Annotated in this window: 12 protein-coding genes; 5 read left to right on the forward strand and 7 right to left on the reverse strand. The window is 69.2% G+C overall.

The window, feature by feature from the left end:
- Positions 1 to 21 precede the first annotated feature (21 nt).
- Positions 22 to 780, reverse strand: coding sequence for an SDR family oxidoreductase (locus AVR91_RS18760; RefSeq protein ID WP_063273949.1), 759 nt, complete (start codon positions 778 to 780; stop codon positions 22 to 24).
- A gap of 30 nt (positions 781 to 810) precedes the next feature.
- Positions 811 to 1,707, reverse strand: a complete 897-nt coding sequence (locus AVR91_RS18765; RefSeq protein WP_063273950.1) for an RNA polymerase sigma-70 factor — start codon at positions 1,705 to 1,707, stop codon at positions 811 to 813.
- 154 nt (positions 1,708 to 1,861) lie between these two features.
- On the opposite strand from AVR91_RS18765, the gene AVR91_RS18770 reads away from it, so the two are divergent.
- Complete coding sequence (locus tag AVR91_RS18770; protein ID WP_063273951.1) at positions 1,862 to 4,645, forward strand: M36 family metallopeptidase; 2,784 nt, start codon at positions 1,862 to 1,864, stop codon at positions 4,643 to 4,645.
- A 380-nt stretch (positions 4,646 to 5,025) separates the two neighbouring features.
- Positions 5,026 to 6,417: an MFS transporter gene (locus tag AVR91_RS18775; RefSeq protein WP_063273952.1), complete on the forward strand. Its 1,392-nt coding sequence runs from the start codon at positions 5,026 to 5,028 to the stop codon at positions 6,415 to 6,417.
- A 58-nt stretch (positions 6,418 to 6,475) separates the two neighbouring features.
- On the opposite strand, the gene AVR91_RS18780 is transcribed toward AVR91_RS18775, so the two are convergent.
- Positions 6,476 to 10,768, reverse strand: a complete 4,293-nt coding sequence (locus AVR91_RS18780) for a GH92 family glycosyl hydrolase (protein WP_063273953.1) — start codon at positions 10,766 to 10,768, stop codon at positions 6,476 to 6,478.
- A gap of 200 nt (positions 10,769 to 10,968) precedes the next feature.
- Between AVR91_RS18780 and AVR91_RS18785 the strand changes: the two genes are divergently transcribed.
- Positions 10,969 to 12,612 carry a tannase/feruloyl esterase family alpha/beta hydrolase gene (locus AVR91_RS18785; protein WP_063273954.1) on the forward strand — a complete coding sequence of 548 codons (1,644 nt, stop codon included), beginning with the start codon at positions 10,969 to 10,971 and terminating at the stop codon, positions 12,610 to 12,612.
- 73 nt (positions 12,613 to 12,685) lie between these two features.
- Here the strand turns inward: AVR91_RS18785 and AVR91_RS18790 are convergent, their stop codons facing one another.
- From AVR91_RS18790 to AVR91_RS18805, 4 genes are all read right to left on the reverse strand, one after another.
- Positions 12,686 to 13,348 carry an ABC transporter ATP-binding protein gene (locus AVR91_RS18790; protein ID WP_034318501.1) on the reverse strand — a complete coding sequence of 221 codons (663 nt, stop codon included), beginning with the start codon at positions 13,346 to 13,348 and terminating at the stop codon, positions 12,686 to 12,688.
- Positions 13,348 to 14,040 (reverse strand): ABC transporter ATP-binding protein, encoded by a 693-nt coding sequence (locus AVR91_RS18795; protein WP_063273955.1) that lies wholly within the window; start codon positions 14,038 to 14,040, stop codon positions 13,348 to 13,350. The genes AVR91_RS18790 and AVR91_RS18795 overlap by 1 nt, the downstream gene beginning before the upstream one ends.
- Complete coding sequence (locus tag AVR91_RS18800; RefSeq protein ID WP_083715252.1) at positions 14,033 to 16,609, reverse strand: FtsX-like permease family protein; 2,577 nt, start codon at positions 16,607 to 16,609, stop codon at positions 14,033 to 14,035. The genes AVR91_RS18795 and AVR91_RS18800 overlap by 8 nt, the downstream gene beginning before the upstream one ends.
- Before the next feature lie 147 nt (positions 16,610 to 16,756).
- On the reverse strand, positions 16,757 to 19,945 hold the full coding sequence (locus AVR91_RS18805) for a BTAD domain-containing putative transcriptional regulator (protein ID WP_063273981.1): 3,189 nt from the start codon (positions 19,943 to 19,945) through the stop codon (positions 16,757 to 16,759).
- 83 nt (positions 19,946 to 20,028) lie between these two features.
- Between AVR91_RS18805 and AVR91_RS18810 the strand changes: the two genes are divergently transcribed.
- Complete coding sequence (locus AVR91_RS18810) at positions 20,029 to 20,910, forward strand: NAD(P)-dependent oxidoreductase (protein ID WP_063273957.1); 882 nt, start codon at positions 20,029 to 20,031, stop codon at positions 20,908 to 20,910.
- 10 nt (positions 20,911 to 20,920) lie between these two features.
- Positions 20,921 to 21,781: an NAD(P)-dependent oxidoreductase gene (locus AVR91_RS18815; RefSeq protein WP_063273958.1), complete on the forward strand. Its 861-nt coding sequence runs from the start codon at positions 20,921 to 20,923 to the stop codon at positions 21,779 to 21,781.
- Positions 21,782 to 22,067 lie beyond the last annotated feature (286 nt).

Genomic DNA, 22,067 nt, shown 5'->3' on the forward strand with positions numbered 1-22,067 from the left:
CGGTGTGCCGCATCCAGAGGACTAAACGCGTGAGGAGAGGAACTCTTCGAACGTGCCCGCACCGGTCGCGTTCTCCGGGGTCAGGTTGCCGCCCGCCCGGAACGTCCTGGCCACCTTGCCCGGCACCCACAGCGACACGATCGGCTTCCGGCGCCCGACCGAGCACTGATACGCCTCGGCCAGATCACGCGCGGTCCGCACCTCCGGGCCGCCCATGTCCGGCACCCGCCCCGACGGCTCACCGGACGCCAGCGCGACCAGCCTGTCCGCGACATCGCCGGTGCTGACCGGCTGGAACCGGAATCCCGACGGCATGATCGTCACCGGCAGCCGCCGCTGGGCCGACGACGCCCGTGCGACAAGTTCGTGGAACTGTGTCGCGCGCAGCACCGTCCACGGCAGACCGGACTCCTCGATCACCTTCTCCGAGGCCAGCTTCTCGTTGTAGTAGAAGAACCGGATCACGTCGATGCCGACGATCGAGATGTACACCACATGCGGATTTCCCGCCCGCTTCGCCGCCTCGACCAGGTTCCGCGTCACCTGCTCGTCCCCGCGGCCCAGCGTCGACGCGCAGTGGATGATCGTCGACACACCGGCGACCGCCTCGGCGAGACCGTCTCCGGTCTTCAGGTCGCACCGCGCCCACTCGTGCCGCTCGTCCGCGGGCCGCGGCCGCCTGCTCATGATGCGGACCCGCCGCTCTTCGGCCGCCAGCCGCCGCACCACCTCACGGCCGAGGTCGCCGGTCCCACCGGTCACCAGAATCGGGTTCGTCACCTTGGTCCTCCTTCACGAGAGCTTCCACCCTCAAGAACCAGCGGGCCACCCGGAACGTGACAGCTGCCCCGACAGGAAGGCGAGCTTGTCCGGATTGCCGACCGCGCGCAGCCCGCGGATCCGGCCGTCCACCACCTCGAACCCGAGAATGCCGAACAGGACGTCACCGGCCGTCGCGACCACCGCTGGGCCGCCGTTGACCTCCAGGATCTCGATCGACACCTGGCCGGCACCGGCGAACATCCCGGCGTACAACCGCGCGACCTTGGCCGCGCCGTGCACCGGACGACGCGCCGCGGTGACCTTGCCGCCACCGTCCGACCACGCCGTCACGTCGGCCGTGAGCAGGCTCTCCAGAGCGGGTAAATCGCCGTCCCGTGCCGCCGACAGGAGACTCTCGACCAGCTTCTCGTGCTGTCGCGGGTTCGAAACCCGTCGCTCATCCGAGCGGTCCAGCGCCTTCCTCGCACGGCTGTGCAGCTGACGCGAGTTGACCTCGGAGACGTCGAGGATCCCGGCGATCTCCCGATGGCTGTAGGCGAACGCCTCCTTCAGCACGAACACCGCGCGCTCCACCGGGCTGAGCTGCTCCAGCAGCACCAGCATCGCCAGCGACACCGAATCCCGCTGCTCCGCCGTCTCCAACGGGCCGAGCACATCGGTCGAGGTCAGCACCGGTTCGGGCAACCACGGACCGACGTACCGCTCGCGCTGTGCCCTGGCGGAGGTCAGCCGGTTCAGGCAGAGATTGGTGACCACCTTCGCCAGCCATGCCCGCGGCGAGCCGATCGACTCGCGCTCGGCGCCCGCCCATTTCGGGTAGGCGTCCTGAACGGCGTCTTCCGCCTCGGCCGCCGAACCGAGCAGGCGATAGGCGAGCCCGAACATGGCGGGCCGCAGCCGCTCGAATTCCGTGGCGCTGTCCATCGTCCCCTACGAATCCCTCTTGATTCCACTGTGGACACCATCGTGCCAGGGGTACCGCTCACCGGGATTTCCGTACCTGATCGGCGCTGACGTCCACTGTGACTGTATCGGTACGAATGGAACGTCTGCGTCACCACCGAGAGAGGGGTCTGGAGTGACGTCACGTTCGTCGCGTTCGCGTGCCTCGCTGTGCGCCGCGACCGCCATCACCGTATTAGCGCTGGTCACAGCGCCTCAAGCCGGTGCGGCACCGGCACCGGGCGCCGTGCACACCACACCGGACAGATCGGGGAAGGACGTCGATGTCCGTGACACGGCGAGAACCAGTCCGCGCGTCCTGGCCGCGCGGGATCGGCTCGCGGCGTCTCGGGCGAACTCCGTCGCGACCGCGCGGGCGGAACTGGGCAACCAGGCCCTGCTCGATTTCGACGAGCTGACCGGCACACCCCGCGTCCTGGCCCGCACCGACGGTTTCCTCACCGGACCGAGCGGAAAGTCACCCCGCGACGTCGTGCTGAACTATCTGCGCGACAAGGAAGGCCTCGTCGGCCTCAGCGCCGCCGACACCGCGAAACTGAACCTCCGCAAGGACTACGTGGACGTCGAAGGCACGCATCATCTGTCCTTCACCCAGTCCGTCGGCGGGGTTCCCGTGTTCGGCAACGGGTTGAAGGCGCACGTCACCAAGGACGGCAGGCTGATCCAGCTGGACGGCGCGCCCGTGCGCGACCTTCCCGCGTCGCTCGGCGCGGCGACCCTGGCCGCACCCGGCCCCGACTCGAAGCAGGTCGCGTTCCTGACCGGCGACGGCATCCGTCCCGCCTGGTACACACTGGCCAAACCCGCCGTGGACCAGATGTTCCAGGAAGTGACCGACGCCGGCACCGGGAAACTGCTCTATCGCAAGAACCTGGTGAACCATGCCAACGACGCCGACGGAGCCAAGGGGCTCGCCTGGGAGGCGCAGCCCGGTCCGCAGAAACAGGTCGACCTGAGCCAGAAGGGCTGGCTACCCGCCGACGCCAAGACACTGGACGGCAACGTCGCGCACGTCGCCGCCGACGTCAACGGCGACCAGAAGTTCCAGCCGCAGGAAGAGATCGGCCGCAACACCGACGGAACCTTCCGCTACAGGTTCACCGACTTCAACGCCGTCGTCGGCCCGCCGTGCTCGACGGCGAGGCCCTGCTCGTGGGACCCGAAGACACCTGGTTCGTGGGCGAAGAACCGCGAACAGAACGCCGTGCAGGCACTGGCCTACGTCGGCAGCTTCCACGACCATCTCGCCTCCTTCCCGATCGGCTTCACCCGCGAGGCGGGCAACTTCGAGAAGGTCGACGGCGACGCCGTCCAGGTCCACACCCTGCTCGGCGCGCAGACGCCGGGCTACTACAACAACGCGTTCATGGGTACTCCGCCGGACGGTCAAGCGCCGACGATGGGGATGTTCCTGTTCCGCGACCCGAGGGATCCGACCGATCCGTTCCTCGCGGCGAACTCCGCGGACGACGCCACGATCATCCACCACGAGTACACCCACGGCCTGTCCAACCGGCTCGTCGTCGACGCGCAGGGCAACTCCACCCTCAGGTCCCTGCAGTCCGGCTCGATGGGCGAGGCCTGGAGCGACTGGTACGCCTTCGACTATCTCGTCGGGCGCAACGCGATCAAGGACACCTCGGCACCCGGTGAACTCCTCGGCGGCGACTACGTCAGCAACGGTGTTCCCCTCGCCCGCACCCAGCCGCTGGACTGCCCGGTCGGCGCCGGTGCGCCGCAGTGCCCCGGCACGCCCGGAGCCGGCCCCGGTGGCTACACCTACGGCGACCTCGGCCGGATCATCGGCTTCCCGGAGGTCCACGCCGACGGCGAGATCTGGGCGAGCACGCTGTGGGACCTCCGCTCGGCGCTCGGGGTGCAGCTGACCCGAGCGCTGGTCACCCGCGCGATGGAGCTTTCGCCCGCGGCGCCGTCGTTCCTCGACATGCGGAACGCGATCCTGCAGGCCGACACGGTGATCAACGGCGGCCGCGCGCACGCCAAACTGTGGAAGGCGTTCGCCGCCCGCGGCATGGGCTACTTCGCCGCGTCGATCACCGGCGCCGACACCGCGCCCGCCGAGGACTTCTCCACCCCGCCGCCGGCAGGTACCCCGACCGGGACCGTGACCGGCAAGGTCACCAACCGCGACAGCGGCACCCCGATCGCGGGCGTCGCGATCCGGTTCAGCGGGCACGACTCCGGTTTCGCCGGTTCGCTGTCCGCGGTCACCGACGCCTCGGGGGCTTACACCATTCCCGGCGTGCTTCCCGGCACCTATCCGAAGGTCTACGCCTCCGGAGGTGGCGCGGACAGCGAGACCCGGGCGGTCTCGGTGCGCTCGGGAACCACCAAGGTCGACTGGGCGCTGCGGTTCAACTGGGCGTCCCGCGACGCGGGTGCCGGCGTCACCGCGTTCAACGGTGAGGACTTCACCCCGTACGGCTGCGGCCCCGGCGACCTCGTGGCCTCATCGGCGCTCGGCGGTGGCGGCTGGTCGACCGACAAGGTCGTCGGCCCCGACGGCAAGATCGAGACGCGCTTCGTCACGATCAAGCTGGGCAAGCCGATCGACGTCAGCGCCATCGAAATCGACCCGACCAACGTCTGCGGCGACGACCCGCCCGCCGCGGCCAAGGACGTCACGGTCGAGACCTCGGTGGACGGCACGACGTGGGTGAAGGCGGGCACCGGCGACTTCAAACCCGCCGACCTGAACAAGCTGACCGCGCTCCAGCTCGCGCCGGGCAGCGCGACCGGGGTGCGGTTCGTGCGGCTGACCGTTTCGTCCAACCAGCTGTCGTTCTATCCGGACAGGCCCTGCTCGCCGCAGCCGACGACGGCCGGGTGCCTGTACATGGACGTGCAGAAACTGGCGGTGCGGGGCGCCGCCGCCTGACGGCCCCACGTGATCGAAGGCGGAACTCGCGTGATTGAAGGCGGAACTCGCGTGATCGAAGGCGGAACTCGCGTGATCAGAGGCGGAACACCGAGTTCCGCATCCAGTCACGCGAGTTACGTCCCTGATCACGTGAGTCACGCCCTCAATCACGCCGAGCCCTGAGTGGCCAGTCCGTGAAGGCCTCCTTGAGGGAACCAGAGTCCCTCAAGGAGGCCTTCACGGACTTCCGACCAGTAAGTGCGTCGGCCCTAACCGTCCGTGACACTCACGAGTGCAGTAAGCTGGAGGCATCGGGGTAGAAACGTGCTCCTCGCCGAGCACGCGCATACGCGGTATCGGATGAACCGTCACTCCTTCTTTCCGGAGGAGTAGACCCCTTGCGTACCCCTGTTCTCGCCGAGAAGTGGCCCGCGCTGGCCGGGCTTTCGGCCGTGTTCCTGTTCGAGATGCTCGACAACTCGATCCTCAACGTCGCGCTGCCGACCATCGGCCGCGAACTCTCCGCCTCGACGACGACCCTGCAATGGGTCACCGGCGCGTATTCCGTCGTGTTCGGCGGCCTCATGCTCGCGTTCGGCGCGCTGGCCGACCGGGTGGGCAGGCGCAAGATCATGCTCACCGGTCTCGTCCTGCTCGGCGTGGCGAGCCTGGCCACGATGTTCGTCACCGCCGCGTGGCAGCTCATCGCGGTCCGGGCGCTCATGGGTGTCGCGGCCGCGATGACGACGCCGGGTTCGCTCGCCCTCGCGTTCCGCCTGTTCGACGAAGACGTGCAGCGCGTCCGCGCGACCACGCTGATCTCGACGGTGGGCCTGATCGGTCTCGCCGTCGGCCCCACCGTCGGCGGGCTGGCACTCACCGTCGCGCCATGGCAGGCGCTGCTGCTGGTGAACGTGCCGGTCGCCGCGCTCGCGTTCCTCGGCATCCGGACCGGTATCCCCGCCGACGACCCCGCCGGCCTGCACCGCGAACCGATCGACGTCGCGGGAGCGGTCCTGGCAACCGCGACGATCGTCCTCGTTCTGCTCGCCCCCACGTTCTTCGTCGAAGCCGGCACCGCCTCGCCTCTGCCCTGGAGTGCCGCCGCGGCCGCCCTCGTCGCCGGAGTCTGTTTCGTCCTCCGTGAGAAGACCGCCCGGCACCCGCTGCTCGATCTGGCCCTCGTCGCCAGGCCGCTCGTGTCCAGCGGCCTGGCGACGAAGGCCGCGGCCGGATCGGCGACCGCCGGGCTGAGCTACCTCGTGACGCTGCACCTCCAGTTCGGCCTCGGCTGGGCGCCCGCCCAAGCGGCGCTCGGGATGCTGCCCCAGGTCGTCGTCCTCATCGCCGGTGGCGCCCTCATCACGCCGCTGATCACCCGCGTCGGGCTCACCAAGGCCGCTTGGCTCAGCGCCGCCGCCGTCGTGTGCGGACTCGCGGTCTACACCGTGTTCGGCGGGTTCGGTTACGTCTGGATCGCGGTCGCGCTCGCCCTGGTCGCGGTGGGGATGCGGGTGGTCGGCGTCGTCGCGGGCACCAACGTCATGCGGGGCCTGCCCGCGGACCGGACCACCATCGGAGCCGCGCTCGTCGACACTTCCGGCGAGGTCACCACCGGGATCGGCATCGCGCTGAGCGGCACCGTCCTCGCCCTCGCTTTCCCCGGAGCCCTGACCGCGGCCCTGCAGTCGGCTGACTTCCTGACGGCGACCAGCTACGCGGGTCTCGCTCTCACCGTGCTGTCCGCGGCACTGGTCGGGTTCGGCATCCTGCGCTCCCGAAGCGCGTGAAGGCCCCCTTCCCTCGGCTCAGCCGAGGGAAGGGGGCCTTCACGCGCATACCGGAGGACTACAACTTCGCGCACTGACCGGCGGCCGGACCGCGGACGGTGTTCTGCAGGTCGTAGTCCGTCGGAGCGGGGGAGTTGGCCGCGCACGCCAAGGGGCCGCCGATCGTGCTGGAAGTCAGCACCGGCCCCTTGTTGCCGGTCAACGCCACCGGTCCGCCGATCTCGGTCAGCTCGATCGAGACCGTCCCGGTCGTCCCGGTGATCGCCACCGGGCCGCCCACCTTCGTCCGGTCCAGCAGCACCTGCGCCGCACCGTTCGCGGTCACCGGACCGGAGATCGAGCCGCCGCGGACGATCAGGCTCGCACCCGCCGCGACCGACACCGGACCGGACACCGTCGCACCGTCCACGCAGGTCACCCCGCTCTGCACGGTCAGCGGCCCCTTCCGCTCGCCGGTGATCGTCTGAGTGCACGCCGCGTCGGGCTTGCCCAGCACCTCGAACTCCGACAGCGACGCCTCCCCGCCCGTGGTCGCGGTGACCTCGAGCCGGTAGTAGGCGTAGTGCGCCGGGTTCGCGATCTTGAACGCCCTGGTCTGCTGCCGCCACGAGAACTTCTGATCGGTCCGCTGATCCGCGACCGCCCAGTTCTTCCCGTCGTAGGAGCCCTTCAGCACCCAGCTCTTCGCGTCGCCCGCACCCTTGCCCGAAGTCAGCGTGTAGAACGAACCCGCCTCGTTCGCCGAGGGCACCTGGTACTGGATCGGCGCCGTGACCTTCGCTTCGGTCCGCGACGTGTTGTCGAAGAACGCCGCGTCCGCGCCGGAGACCGGCTTGGTCAGGTCGTGCACCGGCGTCGGCACCGCGTCGCCCTTGGTGATCGACTTCGGCGCGTCGTCCGGGCCGGTACCCCACGACGACGGGTTCGGACCCATGTCGAAGTCGAGCGTCCCGCCGTTCGCGATCGCCGAGTGCGCCAGCGACGTCGAGGTCTGCGCCTTGCCGTTCACTTTCAGGCCCTGCACGTAGACGTTCTTCGCGCTGTTCTTCGGCGCGTTGACCACGATCTTCTTGCCACCCGGCAGGTTCACGGTCGCCTTGGTGAACAGCGGCGAGCCGATCGCGTAGTCCGAACTGCCGACCTGCAGCGGGTAGAAGCCCAGCATGCCGAACAGCCACCAGGCCGACTGCTCACCGTTGTCCTCGTCACCGCCGTAGCCCTGGCCGAGCTCGCTGCCGACGTACAGCCTGGCCAGCGCCTCGCGGACCTTCGCCTGCGTCTTCGACGGCTGACCAGCGTAGTCGTACATGTAGAGCGTGTGGTGCGCGGCCTGGTTCGAATGCGCGTACATGCCCATCCGCACGTCCCGGGCCTCGGTCATCTCGTGGATGACCCCGGGGTAGGTGCCGAATTTGAGCCCCTGCTCGGGTTTGGCGAAGAATTCGTCCAATTTGGACGCCAGCCCCGCCTTGCCGCCGAAGAGGTTCGCCAGGCCCTGTCCGTCCTGCGGAACCGAGAACCGCATGCCGTACGCGTTGGTCTCGGTGTAGTCGATACCCCAGACCTCCGGGTCGAACTGCTCCTTGCTCCGGGTGAACTTGCCCGCCGCGTCACGGCCCTGGAAGAAGCCGACACTCGGGTCGAACACGTTCACGTACTGTGTGGCCCGCTCGGTGAAGTACCCGTAGTTGTCCAGGTACTCCTGCTTGCGCGGGTCGTTCGCCGGGGCCTCGTCGTAGAGCTTCTTCGACATGTTCGCGATGGCGTTGTCGTTGACGTAGCCCTCGATCGCCCAGGAGAACCCGTGATCCGCGGTATTCGGCGCGTACCCGAGGAACGTGCCCTCGTCGATGCCCTTGCGCCCGACCGCGCCGTTCGGCGGGGTCACGGTGGCGTTCTTGATCGCCGAGTCGTAGGCCGACTGGACGTCGAAACCCTTGACTCCCTTGAGATAGGCGTCCGCGAACGCGGCGTCCGAACTGGTGCCGGTCATCAGATCCGCGTAGCCGGGGGAGGACCAGCGCGAGATCCAGCCGCCGTCGCGGTACTGCTGCACGAAACCGTCGACGAGCCTGCCCGCGGTGTCCGGGCTGAGCAGCGAATACGCCGACCACACCGTGCGGTAGGTGTCCCAGAACCCGTTGTTGACGTAGAACTCGCCGTCGACCAGTTTCGCCCCGGTCTGGGTCGGGGTGTCCTGACCGGCTTTGGGCGACACCGGGCTCGCGTACTTCTTCACCGGCTTCTCGACCGTGCCGACGTTCTCGAAGCCCGAGTTCGGGTACAGGAACAGGCGGTAGAGGTTGGAGTACAGCGTGATCAGCTGGTCCTTCGAGGCACCTTCGACCTCGATGACCTTGAGCTTCTGATCCCAGGCGTTCTGCGCGGCGTCGGCGACGGACTCGAGCGTCGCGTTCGGCGCGAGCTCCTGTTCCATGTTCTTCTTCGCCTGGTCCACGCTGATCAGCGAGGTCGAGATCCGCATGTTCACCGTCTTGTCGGCACCCGCGTCGAACTTCAGGTAGCCGAGGACGTTGTCCCGCTTCTGGTCACCGGATCCGGTGGACAGCTTCGAACCGGCGGTCACCGGCTTGTCGAAGGTGGCGTAGACGAACATCCGGGTCGCACCGGCCGACAGTCCGCTCCTGACGTCGCTGTAGCCGGTGATCGCCCGGCCCGCCGGGTCGAGGGTGAGCCCGCCGTTGTTGTTGACGTTGTCGAAGATCAGGTTCGAGTCCGCTCCGGGGAACTTGAAGCGGTACAGCGCGGCGTGATCGGTCGGCGCGACCTCGGCCTTGATCCCGTTCTCGAATTCGACGCCGTAATAGTGCGCCCGCGCCGTCTCGTTGGAGTGCTTGAACGGCAGCTTCCGCGCCTCACGGTCGGGATTCGGCACGCCGCTCGCGGTCGAGGGCAGGAACTGGAAGGTCTGCCGGTCGGCCATCCACGGGCTCGGCGCGTGGCTCGCGGAGAACGCCTGCAGCGCCGGGAGGTTCTGCTCGTTGTTGCGCGAGTGGTAGGAGTACATCCAGCTCAACGTGCCCGCGTCGGTCGTCGGGATCCAGAAGTTGAACCCGTGCGGGACCGCGGTGGCGGGCATGTTGTTGCCGCGCGAGAACGAGCCGTTGGACAGCGAACCGCGTGTGGTCAGCACGTTGTCCGACGGGCGCAGGCTCGCCGGCGGCGTGGGCGTGGCGGAGACCTTGATGTCGTCCAGCCAGCCCTGCAGCGAACCAGGACCGTCGGCGTTGTCGTAGCCGACCAGGATCCGGTCGATCGTCTTGCCCTTCGCGACCACGCCGATCTGCGAGCGCACCAGGTTCCACTGGTTGGTGTAGAGCACCTTGCTCGCGCCCTGGCCCTGCGGGGAAAGACCGAAACCGTACTGGTCGACCGCGCCGAGCTGGCTCAGGTACGTGCCATCGGTGAACGCCAGGTCCACCGCGACGTTCGTGCTCGGGTACTTCAGATCGCCGCGGATGAACTCCGGCTGGACCTTGTACGACAGCTCCGAGGTCGCCGCCACCGGGATGTCGACGTCGAAGATCTTGTTGTACGACCAGCCGTGGCCCTGCGCCTTGTGGCTGCCGGAGTAACGGAACGCGCGCAGGCCGGTGAAGCCGACCCGATTCTTGCTGGTGTAGCCGCTGCCAGGGCCGCTGTCGGTGAAGCTGCGCATGTTCGGCAGCGCGGGCGGGGCCGGGTCCTCGTTCGCCAGGAGCAGCTCCGAGAGCTGCATGATCGGGCCGCCGTTGTTCTTGGTGACGTCGAGCCGGAAGTACTTGTACGCGGCACTCGCGGCGGCGAGGCGGTACTCCTTCTTCTGGAACGGCTCGCTGAACTTCTGCCCGGTCTGCTTGTCCAGATCGGTCCACGACTTCCCGTCGACGGACCCCTGAAGCGTCCAGTCCTGCGGGTTGCGGTTGTCGAAGTCGTTAGCCGAGGACAGTGCGTACCGGGTGATCGACGTCGGCTCGGACAGCGTGACCTGTGCCCAGCCGGTCGGCGTCCAGGCCAGCCACTTGGTGTCGGTCGAACCGTCGACCAGGTTCGCCACACCCTCGTTCGGGGTGTTCTCGCTGTTGGCGGAGACCTCGGTGACCTTGCCGCGGATGTCACCGGGGATGGTGGTGGCGTTCGCACCGTCGACACCGAACGCCTTGGGCTTGCCGGACGGGTCGACGTCGACGGTGTCGCTCCACGTCGGCTCCGGCTCGCCTTGTTCGAAAGAGGAGTAGAAGTCCGGTGGGAGCTGTTCGGCCGAGGCGGTGGCCGGGAGGGCTACCAGCCCGGACGCCACCACCGTGGCACTCAGGAGGCTGCAGACCCAGGGTCTGACGCTTCGGGGCATCGTTGCACCAATGCTTTCTCGCAGGGGGACCGGTGACGCCAGGAGAGAAAAACTCGGTTGTGACATCGATGTCAAGACACTCGGACAAACCTGGCCCGAACTGGACAACCCGGATGCCCGGAAACGTGGTGGACAACCGACGGGCCCGGGGCCAGGGTGAAGACACGACTGAAGCCGATCCGGGAAACTGGGGTGGGGACATGCGGCGGTTGTCCATGCTCGGCGTGGCAGCGCTCGTCACGGCAGGCTCGATATTCACGGCTCCGGCGGCCACCGCCGGCGAAACGACGTTCCGCCCGGTGCGCACCTGCGCCGACCTGGTGCGGACCTATGACGTTCCCGGCGCGACCACGCACGTCGAGACCGCGACCGTCGTACCGGCGACGGCGACCGAACCGGAGAACTGCGACGTCCGCGGCTACGTGGAGCCGGCGGTGCGGTTCCAGCTGCGGCTGCCGACCAAGACCTACGCCGGCCGGTACCTGCAGTTCGGCTGCGGCGGCTTCTGCGGAGTGGTCACCACGCCGCCGTTCGCCGACTGCGGTCTCCCGCACGGCGGCGACGTCGCCGTCGCGGCCACCGACGACGGGCACGTCGGCAAGACCCCCGCGATCGTCGACGACGGCAAGTGGGCCGAGAACGACCAGGCCGCCCGCGACGACTTCGCGTTCCGTGCACCGCACGTGGTCTCGAAGGCGTCCAAACGGCTGATCACGGCGTTCTACGGCGCTCCGCCGAAGAAGTCCTACTTCAGCGGCTGCTCCGACGGCGGCCGCGAGGCGCTACTGCTCGCGCAGCGCTATCCGCACGACTTCGACGGCATCATCGCGGGCGCACCGGCCGGATACTGGGGGCCGCTGCTCGGGGTGTACCAGACCTGGCTCGCCAAGGTGAACACCGGCGCCGACGGCAAGCCGATCCTGACCGCGGAGAAACTCCCGGCGTTGCACGCCGCCGCACTGTCCTCTTGCGACAAAGCCGACGGGCTCGGCGACGGCGCCATCGACGACCCGCGCACCTGCCGGTTCGACCCGGCCACGATCGCCTGCCCGCCGGGCAGCGACAACGCCGGCTGCCTCACCCCGACGCAGGTGAACGCCACGAAGAAGATCTACGCGACGCCGACCGACGAACGCGGCCGCAAGCTGTACCCGGGCGGCCAGACCGTCGGCTCCGAACTCTCCTGGTACGGCTGGATCATCCCGTCGCCGGAAACCGGCGGCATCCCGTTCGCGCACGCGCTCGCCGACAACTACCTGAAGTACATGGCGTACCCGATCGGCACACCGCATTCGTCGGTCGAGAAGTTCGCCTTCACCGCCCGCGAATTCGACCGGCTGACCCCGGAAGGAGTCCGCTCCAACGCGATGTCGACGGATCTGCGCGAATTCCGTCGTGCGGGCGGGAAACTCGTGATCTGGCACGGCTGGGCGGATCAGGCGATCCCGGCCGCGGGCAGCATCGACTACTACGAGCGGCTCACCCGCGCCAACGGCGGCCCGGCCGCGACGCGGGACTGGGCGCGGCTGTTCATGGTGCCCGCGCTGTACCACTGCGCGACGGGCGACAAGCTGACCGAGTACGACCCGTTGAAGGAGCTGGTCTCCTGGGTCGAGCGCGGTACCGCGCCGGACCGGACGATCGCCACCGGCCGCGACGCCGACGGCAAGGTCTTCCGCACGCGGCCCGTGTTCCCGTACCCGCTGCAGGCGAAGTACGACGGCACGGGAAGCGTCGACGACGCCGCGAACTTCGTGCCTGTCCCGCCTTCGCGGCCTTCGCACGATCTCGTGAACTGGGCTGGGAACGGGTTGTACGGCAAGGCGGGGCCGGTCGCTCCGTAGCCGCGCCAAATGTCATGAAAGGGTCGTTCAGGACGAAAAATGTCCTGAACGACCCTTTCATGACATCCGGAAGCTACGAAAGGACCCCGTCCAGCAGCCGTACCCGCCGGTCCGCGATCCGGTGCACCTCGTCGTCGTGCGTCGCCACGATCACCGCGGCACCCTCTTCGGCACAGCGCCGCAACAGCCGGAGCACCCGCGGGGTGCTCCCCGCGTCCAGGTGCGCCGTCGGTTCGTCGGTGAGCAGGACCCGGGGCCGCCCGCTGACCGCCCTCGCCAGCGCGACCCGCTGCTGCTGCCCGAACGAGACCTCGAGCGGGTAGCGGTCGCCGAGGTCGCCGATCCCGAGTTCCTCCAGCAGTTCCGAAACCCGCGCGTGGATGTCCTTCGCGCTGGGCTTGGGGACGTCGGACCGGAGCCGTAGTGGCAGCGCCACGTTCTCCGCGATCGTCAGCTCGTTCGCCAGGCCCAACGCCTGCGGCAGGACGGCGCAGGTGTGCCAAGGCGGCGCGCCCGCTATCGGGACGCCGTCCAGCAGGACACTGCCGGAATCGGGCGAGTCGAAACCGCACAGCAGGGCCAGCAACGCGCTCTTGCCGGAGCCGGACCGGCCGGACACGGTGACCAGCTCACCCGCGGCCACCCGCAGTTCGAGCCCGCGCAGGACTTCGACGTCCCCGCTGGGATGGGGGAACCGGCGGCGTAACCCGACGGCCTCGAGGGCGGGTTCCGCCATCACGGCACGACCTCCCGTTCTTCGACCTTTTCCAGTCTGCCCTTGTGCATCCGCGCCACCCGGCTGCCGAGTTCGATGAGCCGGTCGTCGTGCGAGGCGACGATGACGGCGAAATCCTGCCCCGCCAGGTACCGCAAGGTGTCGAGCACGCGGTCGGCCGAGGCTTCGTCCAATTGGGACGTCGGCTCGTCGGCGAGTACGACGGTCGAGCGGCGAGCGAGCGTGCAGCCGAACGCGAGACGCTGCTGCTGCCCGCCCGACAACGCGGAGATCCGCCAGTCGCCGGTGCCGCCGAGCCCCAGCTGATCGAGGATGTCGTCGGGAAGGCACTCGGTCCCGGCCGATTCCGCCGCCGCGCGGAGGTTGTCGGCGACGCTCAGATATCCGAGCAGGTTGTCGGTCGGGTTCTGGAACACCAGGCCGAGGTGGTGCCGCCGCAGCGCCCGCCGGTCACGATGCCGGAGCTTTCCGGTTTCGGTGCCCTGGAAGGAGATCGTGCCCCGCACGGGCTGCTCGAACAGGCCGAGCGTCCGCAGCAGGGTGGACTTCCCGGAGCCGGACGGCCCCGCCAGCACGGTGATCCCGCGCGCCGGGATGTCGATGGTGACGTCGTCGACGCCGGTCACGGTGCCCGCCGGCGTCTGGTAGTCGACGCCGATCCCGCGCAGCCGGAAGATCGGTTTCTCAGGCACGGATCAACTCCGCGGTCCGGGCGGTGCGCACCGAGCGCATCGCGATCCAGCCCGCCAGCGCCACGACGAGCACGCCGACGGCGAGCACGGTCAGGGCGAGCGGGGTCGGGTCGGGCAGCGCCGACTGTGGCGGGAGGAACGTCGCCGGGTCGAAGCGCGGCACCGAAAGTCCCGCGACCGACACGCCGCAGACGACGCCGATCACCACGGCGAGCCCGCTGAGCGCGCCCAGCTCCATCAGGTGACTCGCCAGCAGGGCACGCGGCCGCATCCCCATCCGCAGCACCAGCGCCCCGGCCAGCGCGTTCTGGCGGCGGCGGACTTCGACCGCGACCAGGAGCGACAGCACCGCCACCACGCCGAGCACGGCACCGAGCAGGGCCATGAACGAGAACGTCCACGACACCACGTAGAACGGGAGCGCGTCGAGCGCGGACTCGCGGGTCACGCGGTTGACCGCGGTCATCACCCCCACGGACGCCAGCGCCTCGGTCACCTGCGTCATCGACGAGCTGGACAGCAGGCTCCACTTGGGAACCGTGCGGAGCTGCGCCTCGCTGAGCGAATCCCGTGAGACCACATACCCGGCCTTGGTGCCGATGATCGGGAACATCGGCAGCTCGCCGACCGCCCTGGCTTCCCCGAGTCCGGCCGGCAACGTGGCTTTCTGAGCGGGGTCGTTCCCGATCCGGATCGCGGGGACACCGGCACCGGGGCTCGACAGATCGCCGAGCAGCCGGTCGACTTCGGCTCCGTCGAGCGGGCCGAACGTGGCCGCGTGCCGGAAGGTCCGCGGATCCACGACCAGCACGACGTTGCCCGCGCCGGTCAGTTCGCCGACGATCGCGGTGCTGTCGGTGATCGAGGCGGGCAGCCCGACCTTGCCGGTGCCGACGACGCTTTCGGTGTCGACCCTGGTCTCGGCTCCGACGAAGATGGCGGACTTCGTCTGCAGCGCCTCTTCCTGGCCACGGGCGATGCCGATCCCCGTGGCCAGCGTCCCGATGGCCAGCGTGCCGATCACGAGTACACCGGTGACCGGGGCGCGGGCGCTGGCGAGCCGCCGGATGGCCAGTTGCAGCGCGGGCCGGGACCACAGCCGCGCGCGATGCGACGCGTGCAGCGCGAGCCAGGCCAGCCGGGCGGCGACGAGACCGACGGTGAGCACGACGAACACCGGATACGTGAGCGCGAGCGGGTCGACCTGGGGGAGCGGGTTGCCGATCCGCGATCCTTTGCTGTAGTCGACCAGCCGGTTCCAGCCGAGCAGCGCGACACCGGCGGTGAGCAGCTCCCACGGGAAGAAGGCCAGGACCTTCACCTTCTTGCGCCGTCCGGAGCGGACCCGGCCGAGTTCGAACTCCCGGTGGGTGCGGACGGAGATCACGCCGGCGAGCAGCGCGAGCGAGACGAGCAGGATCGCGGCCGCGACGAGCGACCCCCACAGTGTCGCCCCGTCGTTCAGTTCACCCGGTGGTCCGTACACGCCGAGCAACAGCCGGGCCAGCACCGCGCCCGCCGCGCCACCTGCGACGATCGGGAGCCCGAGCTCGGCCACCGCGAGCAGCCCGAGCGCTCCCGGACCGCTGCCGCGGGCGGAAAGCAGCCTGAGCTGCGGATGCCGCCGCTGGTACCACTGCAGGGCGACAGTGCCGATCCCGGCGCAGCCGACCAGGATGCTGATGGCCGCGAGCGGCAGGATCGAGACCAGGACGTTCGATTCCGCCTGGTTGCTGATCTCCACGGAGCGCTCGAACGGCAGCGACCCGATGATCGCGTCGCCGAGGCCGCGCGAACCCAGATCCGCCTTGACCGCGGCGATGAGCGCCTTCCCGCGTTCCTGGAGATCCTCGGCCTCGCCAACGGTCTTGGGCGGGGCGTCGTAGAACGACATGTGGAGCGTCTTGATCGTCGGGATGTTCAGCGCGCGGACCGTGTCGTCGAAGGTCTTGCCGTCGTTGGCGAACATGACCGAGTCGAGCGGGTCGTTGGCGAGCCTGCTGACGACGGCGTTCCGCTGTTGCGAGCACCACCAGCGCGGCGCGGGGTCGGGAAGGTCGCGATACAGCCCGGTCACCGGCGGTATCGGCGTGCCCTTGATGCTCGGGGTGGCGCCGGCCTTGATGTTCTCCGCCCCGGCCACGACGGTGCCGAGCAGGAATCCGGCGCCTGTCGAACCGCCCGCCACATCGAGATGGCCCTGAAGCGCCTGATCACGATGAGCGAGAACGACCTTGTAGTTGGGATCGCCGTTGAACTCGGTTCCGAACAGGTACGGCGTGTAGCGGGAGGTGACCGGCGCGGGAAAACCGTGTGCCGGCGCGTTGCGGCGGACCGAGTCGATCACCTGCGGAGCGACCGCGGCGGGAACGTTGTCCTTGCTGAACACGGGTCCGTAGTAGTCCGGGCACACGATGTCGGACTGATACGTGACGGCCGCGCCGCCCGCGGCCGAAGCCTGCAGGACGGCGGCCGTGCCCAGGAAACACGCCAGCAAGGCGGTCACCGCGGCGATGATCAAAGTCAGTGGACTGGTCAGCGCCGCCTTCGGAGCCGCTCGCCACGGCATTGTCACCCTGGGCCCGCCGGGAGCCCCCCACCTCACCCGCATGGATACGCACGCTACCGGTCGAGGCGCCCGGGCGACAGAAAGAAATCACCGTTTGTTGCGGACGTGAAGTAAGGCATGGTCCATTATGGTGATACGGGTGCCTGCCTACTGACTGTCCGTCACCAATTGATCGATCGGAGTGGCTTCACCCGCCTCGGTCTCCGCCGAGAATGCGGTTTCTCCGAGCGCCGCGACGACGAAGCCGGTGATCCGGTCGACGTCGCCGCGTTCGGCCTTCGGCAGGGGAGCACCCACCGAGCGACGGCAAGCCGCCGCCGCACCCAGCAGCCGCGCGGCCAGATGATGCGCGCCCGCCGCCGCTTCCGCGCCGGCGAGACCTTCGAGGCCGAGCGCGATCGCGCGCGGATCTTCGCTCTGGCGCGCGATCGCCAGGCCCTCGAGCTGGAGTCGTTTCGCCGCCACCGCGTCTCCGCGCTGCTCGGCGATGAACCCGAGCTCGGCGAGGACCAGGGTGCTGCCCGCTTCGGATTCCACCCGGCGATGCCAGTCCAATATGGACAGCAGGCGCCGCTCCGCCTCGTCGAACAGCCCTTCGCGCCGCGCGCCGAGCGCCAGCCCGGTTTCGGCGTAGACCTCGCCGGGTTTGAAACCGTGTTCGACTGCCAGCGCCCTGGCCCGCTCGTGGAACTCTTTCGCTTCCTCGAAGTGGCCCGTGAGCAACGCCGTCCGGCCCAGCCACGACAGTTTGTAGGTGACCTCCGGCCACAGTTCGAGTTCCTCCGCGCGGCGGAGGCTTTCCCGATGGACGCGGGCGGAGTGGTCGTAGTCCCCGGCGATCGAGGCCAGCATGCCGATGACGAACGACGCCTGCAGCCAGCCCCAGCGTTCGCCGAGTCCGTCGAAGATCGCGGCGCTCTGCGCGGCGATCCGGCCGCCTCCGGTGAGGTCGCCGCCGGAGATCAGATGGGACGCCCGGTCGCTCAGCGCCGCTGCGGCACTCCAGTCGTCGCCGATGTCGCGGGCGGTTTCCAACGCGTCGAGCGTCAGCTTCTCCGCCCGGCACAGGTCGCCGACCGTCGACCACGCGTAGCCGAGGAACCACGACATCCGTGCCCGGACACCGGCGTCGGCGATGCCCCGCACGGTCTCTTCCACGGCGGCGTCCGTGCCGGTGCCGTCGAGCACGGCGATCCCGGTGCGCCAGCCGAGAGCCTGGGCGTACTCGTCGCCGGCGTCGACCTCCGTTGCGAGCACGAGGTCCAGCGAGCGCCGGGCCTCGGTGAGCCGTCCGCGCAGGAACCAGAACCAGGCCGTCGCGTTCACCAGCCGTGCCGCGAGCCGGTGTTCTCCTTGCCTCAACAGCGTTTCCAGCGCTCGCCGAGTGTTGGCGCCCTCGGCGTCCAGCCTGTCGAGCCAACGGCGCTGCTCCCGGCCACGCAACCCCGCGTCACCGCGTTCGGCCAGCTCGACATGGAAGCGGGCGTGCCGCAAGTACAGCTCGTCGAGTTCGCCCGCTCGCTCGGCGTGGTCCAAGGCGTACGCCGAAACGGACTCCAGCAGCCGGAACCGCGGTTCGCCGGAGCTGCCCGGCCTGCTGACCACCAGCGACCTGTCGACGAGCCGGGACAGCAGATCCAGGACGTCACCGGCGGCGATCTCGCCGCCCGCGCAGACCGATTCGGCGGCGTCGAGCCCACACCCCTCGGCGTGCACGGCGAGCCTGCGCAGCACGATCTGCTCGGGCTCGCTCAGGAGGCTCCAGCTCCAGTCGATCATCGCGCGGAGGGTCTGCTGGCGGCGTGGCCCGCCTCGTCTGCCCGAGGACAGCAGGCCGAACCGGTCGTCCAAGCGGGCGAGGAGCTCGTGCACGCCCAGCGTCCGGACCCGGGTGGCGGCGAGTTCGAGCGCCAGTGGGATGCCGTCGAGGGTGTGGCAGATCCGGGCGACCACCGCGGCGTTCTCCGCGTCGAGCGCGAACCCCGGCGCAGCCGCCGCGGCACGGGCCGCGAACAGCCGGACCGCGCTCGACTCCCGCACGGCGGCGAAATCCGCGTGCTCGGGCAGTTCGAGCGGCGGCACCGCCCAGACGTTCTCTCCGGGCAGCCCGAGCGGTTCCTGGCTGGTGGCGAGCACGCGCAACCGGGGCACCGCCGCGAGCAACCGCTCCACCATCGCCGCGACCGGCTCGACGACCTGCTCGCAGTTGTCCAGGACGAGCAGGATCTCCTTGTCCCGCAAGGCGGCGGCCATCGACTGGGTCAGCGTTCCGGTGGACGTCGCCTCCTCGCGAAGATCCAGCACGGCCGCGACGACCACGGCGACGAGATCCTCGGGCGGGCACGTCGGGCACTCGACGACGTCGAGCCCGGCCAGCTCGACGAGCCAGGTGCCGTCGGCCATCGCGAGCTTCGACGCGGCTTCGATGGCCAGCCTGGTCTTGCCCACACCGCCGGGGCCGGTGAGGGTGACCAGCCGCGTGTCGGTGACGAGCGCCTCGACCTCCTTGACCGCGTTCGTGCGGCCGATCAGCTCGGTCAGCGCCTCCGGGAGGTTGCCGCGCACCGGCTCGGCCGCGCGAGCCGGCTCAAGCTCCGGGCTGCGGGTGAGGATCGCCTGGTGGAGCGCAGCGAGGTCCGGGCCCGGTTCGAGCCCGGACTCGTCACGCAGGCGGGCACGCAGCTCGGCATAGGTTTCGAGCGCCTCGCTGTGCCGACCGGCCGCGTACAACGCGCGCATCAGCAGGCCGCGCAGCCGCTCTCGCAGCGGATTCCGCGAGACCAGACCGGCCAGCTCCCCGGTGAGGACGCCGTGTTCGCCGAGCGCCAGCCGGGCTTCGGCACGGTCCTCCTCGGCGAGCAGTCTTTCCTCCTCCAGCCGCTGGGCGGCGGCGACGGCGAAGAGTTCGTCCTCGAAGCCGGCATAGGCGTGCCCTCGCCACAACGCCAGCGCGTCGGCCAGCAGCGCCGCACGGGCGCGCGGATCGACCGCGTCACGGGCGCGGGCGGTGAGCGCGCGGAACCGATGGACGTCCAGGTCTCCGGGCTCCACGGCGAGGACGTAACCGGCCGGCTGGTGCGTCACGAGCTCCCTGGCACCCGGCTCGGCCTTGTCCAGGGCGCGGCGCAACTGGGAGATCTTGGTCTGCAGGGTGTTCCCGGGATTGCCCGGTGGATGCTCGCCCCAGAGATCGTCGGTCAGCGACGGCACCGACGCCGCCCTGCCCTCGCGGGACAGCAGCGCGGCGAGCAGGAGGCGGACCTTCGCCTCGGGCACGGCGACGGGCTCGCCCGCGGTCGTCCACGCGGCGAGCGGCCCAAGCACTCCGAAACGCACGAAACCGACGTTAGCGTGGACCACCGACAAGACCGTGCGTGAACCCGCAGCGATCCGTGCGCGGGCCGCGTCACGGTGGTCCCATGAGCGAACACGGCAAGACCCCGGTGACGGTACTGGGGCTGGGCGCGATGGGAACCGCGCTCGTAGAAGCACTACTGACGGCGGGCCATCCGGTCACCGTGTGGAACCGGACCGCGAGCCGGACCGAGGCGGTGGCGGCGAAGGGAGCTTCGGTCGCTTCGACCGTCTCGGAGGCTCTCGCGGCCGACACGAACGCGATCGTGATCGCCTGCCTGCTGGACTACGACTCGGTGCACGAGGTCCTGGACCCGGTGGCGGCGGAGCTCGCGGGACGGCAGCTGATCAACCTGACCAACGGCACCCCCGGCCAGGCGCGCGAAATGAACGCCTGGGCGGAGGAACTGGGCGCGGCCTACCTCGACGGCGGCATCATGGCCGTCCCGCCGATGATCGGCACGCCCGCGGCGTTCATCTTCTACAGCGGATCGGGCACCGTCTTCGGCCGGGCGCGCACCGCGCTCGAAACCTTCGGTGGCGTCAACTACCTCGGTGCCGACCCCGGCCTGGCGCCACTGCACGACATCGCGCTGCTCAGCGGGATGTACGGGTACTTCGTCGGCGTCATCCAGGCATACGCGCTGGTCGGCTCCGCCGGAGTCAAGGCACGGGAATTCGCGCCGCTGCTCCGCGGCTGGTTGGACGCGATGGGCGGCTTCTTGGAGCGCTCGGCCGAACAGATCGACGACGGCGACTACGTGACCGATGTCGTGTCGAACATCGAGATGCAGGCCGCGGCCTTCCCGAACCTCGCCAAAGCCGCGGCGGACCAAGGCATCAGTGCCGAACTGCTCACCCCGTTGCAGCCGCTGATGGACAAGCGGGTCGCCGACGGACACGGCGCCGAAGACCTGATCGGCGTCATCGAACTCCTCAAGAAGTAAGGAAAACACAATGATCACATTGATCGGTCTCGGACCGATGGGACAGGCCATGGTCCGCGTGCTGCTGGAGAACGGCCACGGAGTGACCGTCTGGAACCGCACCGCCTCCCGCGCGGACGGCGTCGTCGCCGCCGGTGCCGTGCGTGCGGAGACCCCGGCGGACGCGGTGTCGGCGTCGGAACTGGTGCTGTTGAGCCTCACCGACTACGCCGCGATGTACGACATCCTCGGCAAGGCCGAAGACGCCTTGGCGGGCAAGGTGATCGTCAACCTCAGCTCGGACACCCCGGAGAAGACCCGCGAAGCCGCCGAGTGGGTCGAGGCCCGCGGTGCGCGGTTCGTCGCCGGCGGAGTGATGGTGCCCGCCGAACTGGTGGGCAAGGACGAGGCCTACGTCTTCTACAGCGGCCCCACCGACGTGTTCGAGAAGCACCGCGACACCCTGGCGCTGATCGGGCGACCGGACTACCTCGGCGAGGACGTCCGGCTGGCGCAGCTGTTCTACCAGGCGCAGCTGGACATCTTCCTCACCTCGCTCTCGGTGTTCCTGCACGCGAGCGCGCTGATTCGGTCGGCAGGGGTGCCTGCGGAGAAGTTCGTCCCCTACGCCAAGGACAACTTCAAGATGATGGATTTCTACCTGGACGCCGCGGCCGAACAGATCGAGAAGGGCGATCACCCAGGCGACGACGCCAACGTCACGATGATGGGCGCGACGGCCGACCACATCGTCCAGGCGAGCCGGGACGCGGGCGTCGACGTGCTCCTGCCGGAGGCGGTCAAGTCCCACTACGACCGGGCGATCGCCGCGGGCCACGGGCGTAGCTCGTGGACCAGCCTGTACGAAATCATCAAGGCGGAGGGCAAGTAGGGGACCCGCGCTCGTGAGTGGTCAGGACGGTTCTAACCCGAATTGCCACTCACGAGGACGTGGCACCGAACTCGCGTGATCGAAGCCGTAACTCGCGTGCTCAGCGGCGGAACACGCGAGTTCGGCATCCAGTCACGCGAGTTACGTCCCTGATCACGCGAGATCCGCCTTTGCTCACGCCGCCCGCCCTTCGCTCGCAGCCGCAGTACGTGAAGGACCCCTTCACTGCGTCTAGCGCAGTGAAGGGGTCCTTCACGTACTTGGGAAGGTGTGAAGGTCGAGTTTC

The sequence above is a fragment of the Amycolatopsis keratiniphila subsp. keratiniphila genome, assembly GCF_001620365.2.
GTDB classification, from domain to species: Bacteria; Actinomycetota; Actinomycetes; order Mycobacteriales; family Pseudonocardiaceae; genus Amycolatopsis; species Amycolatopsis keratiniphila.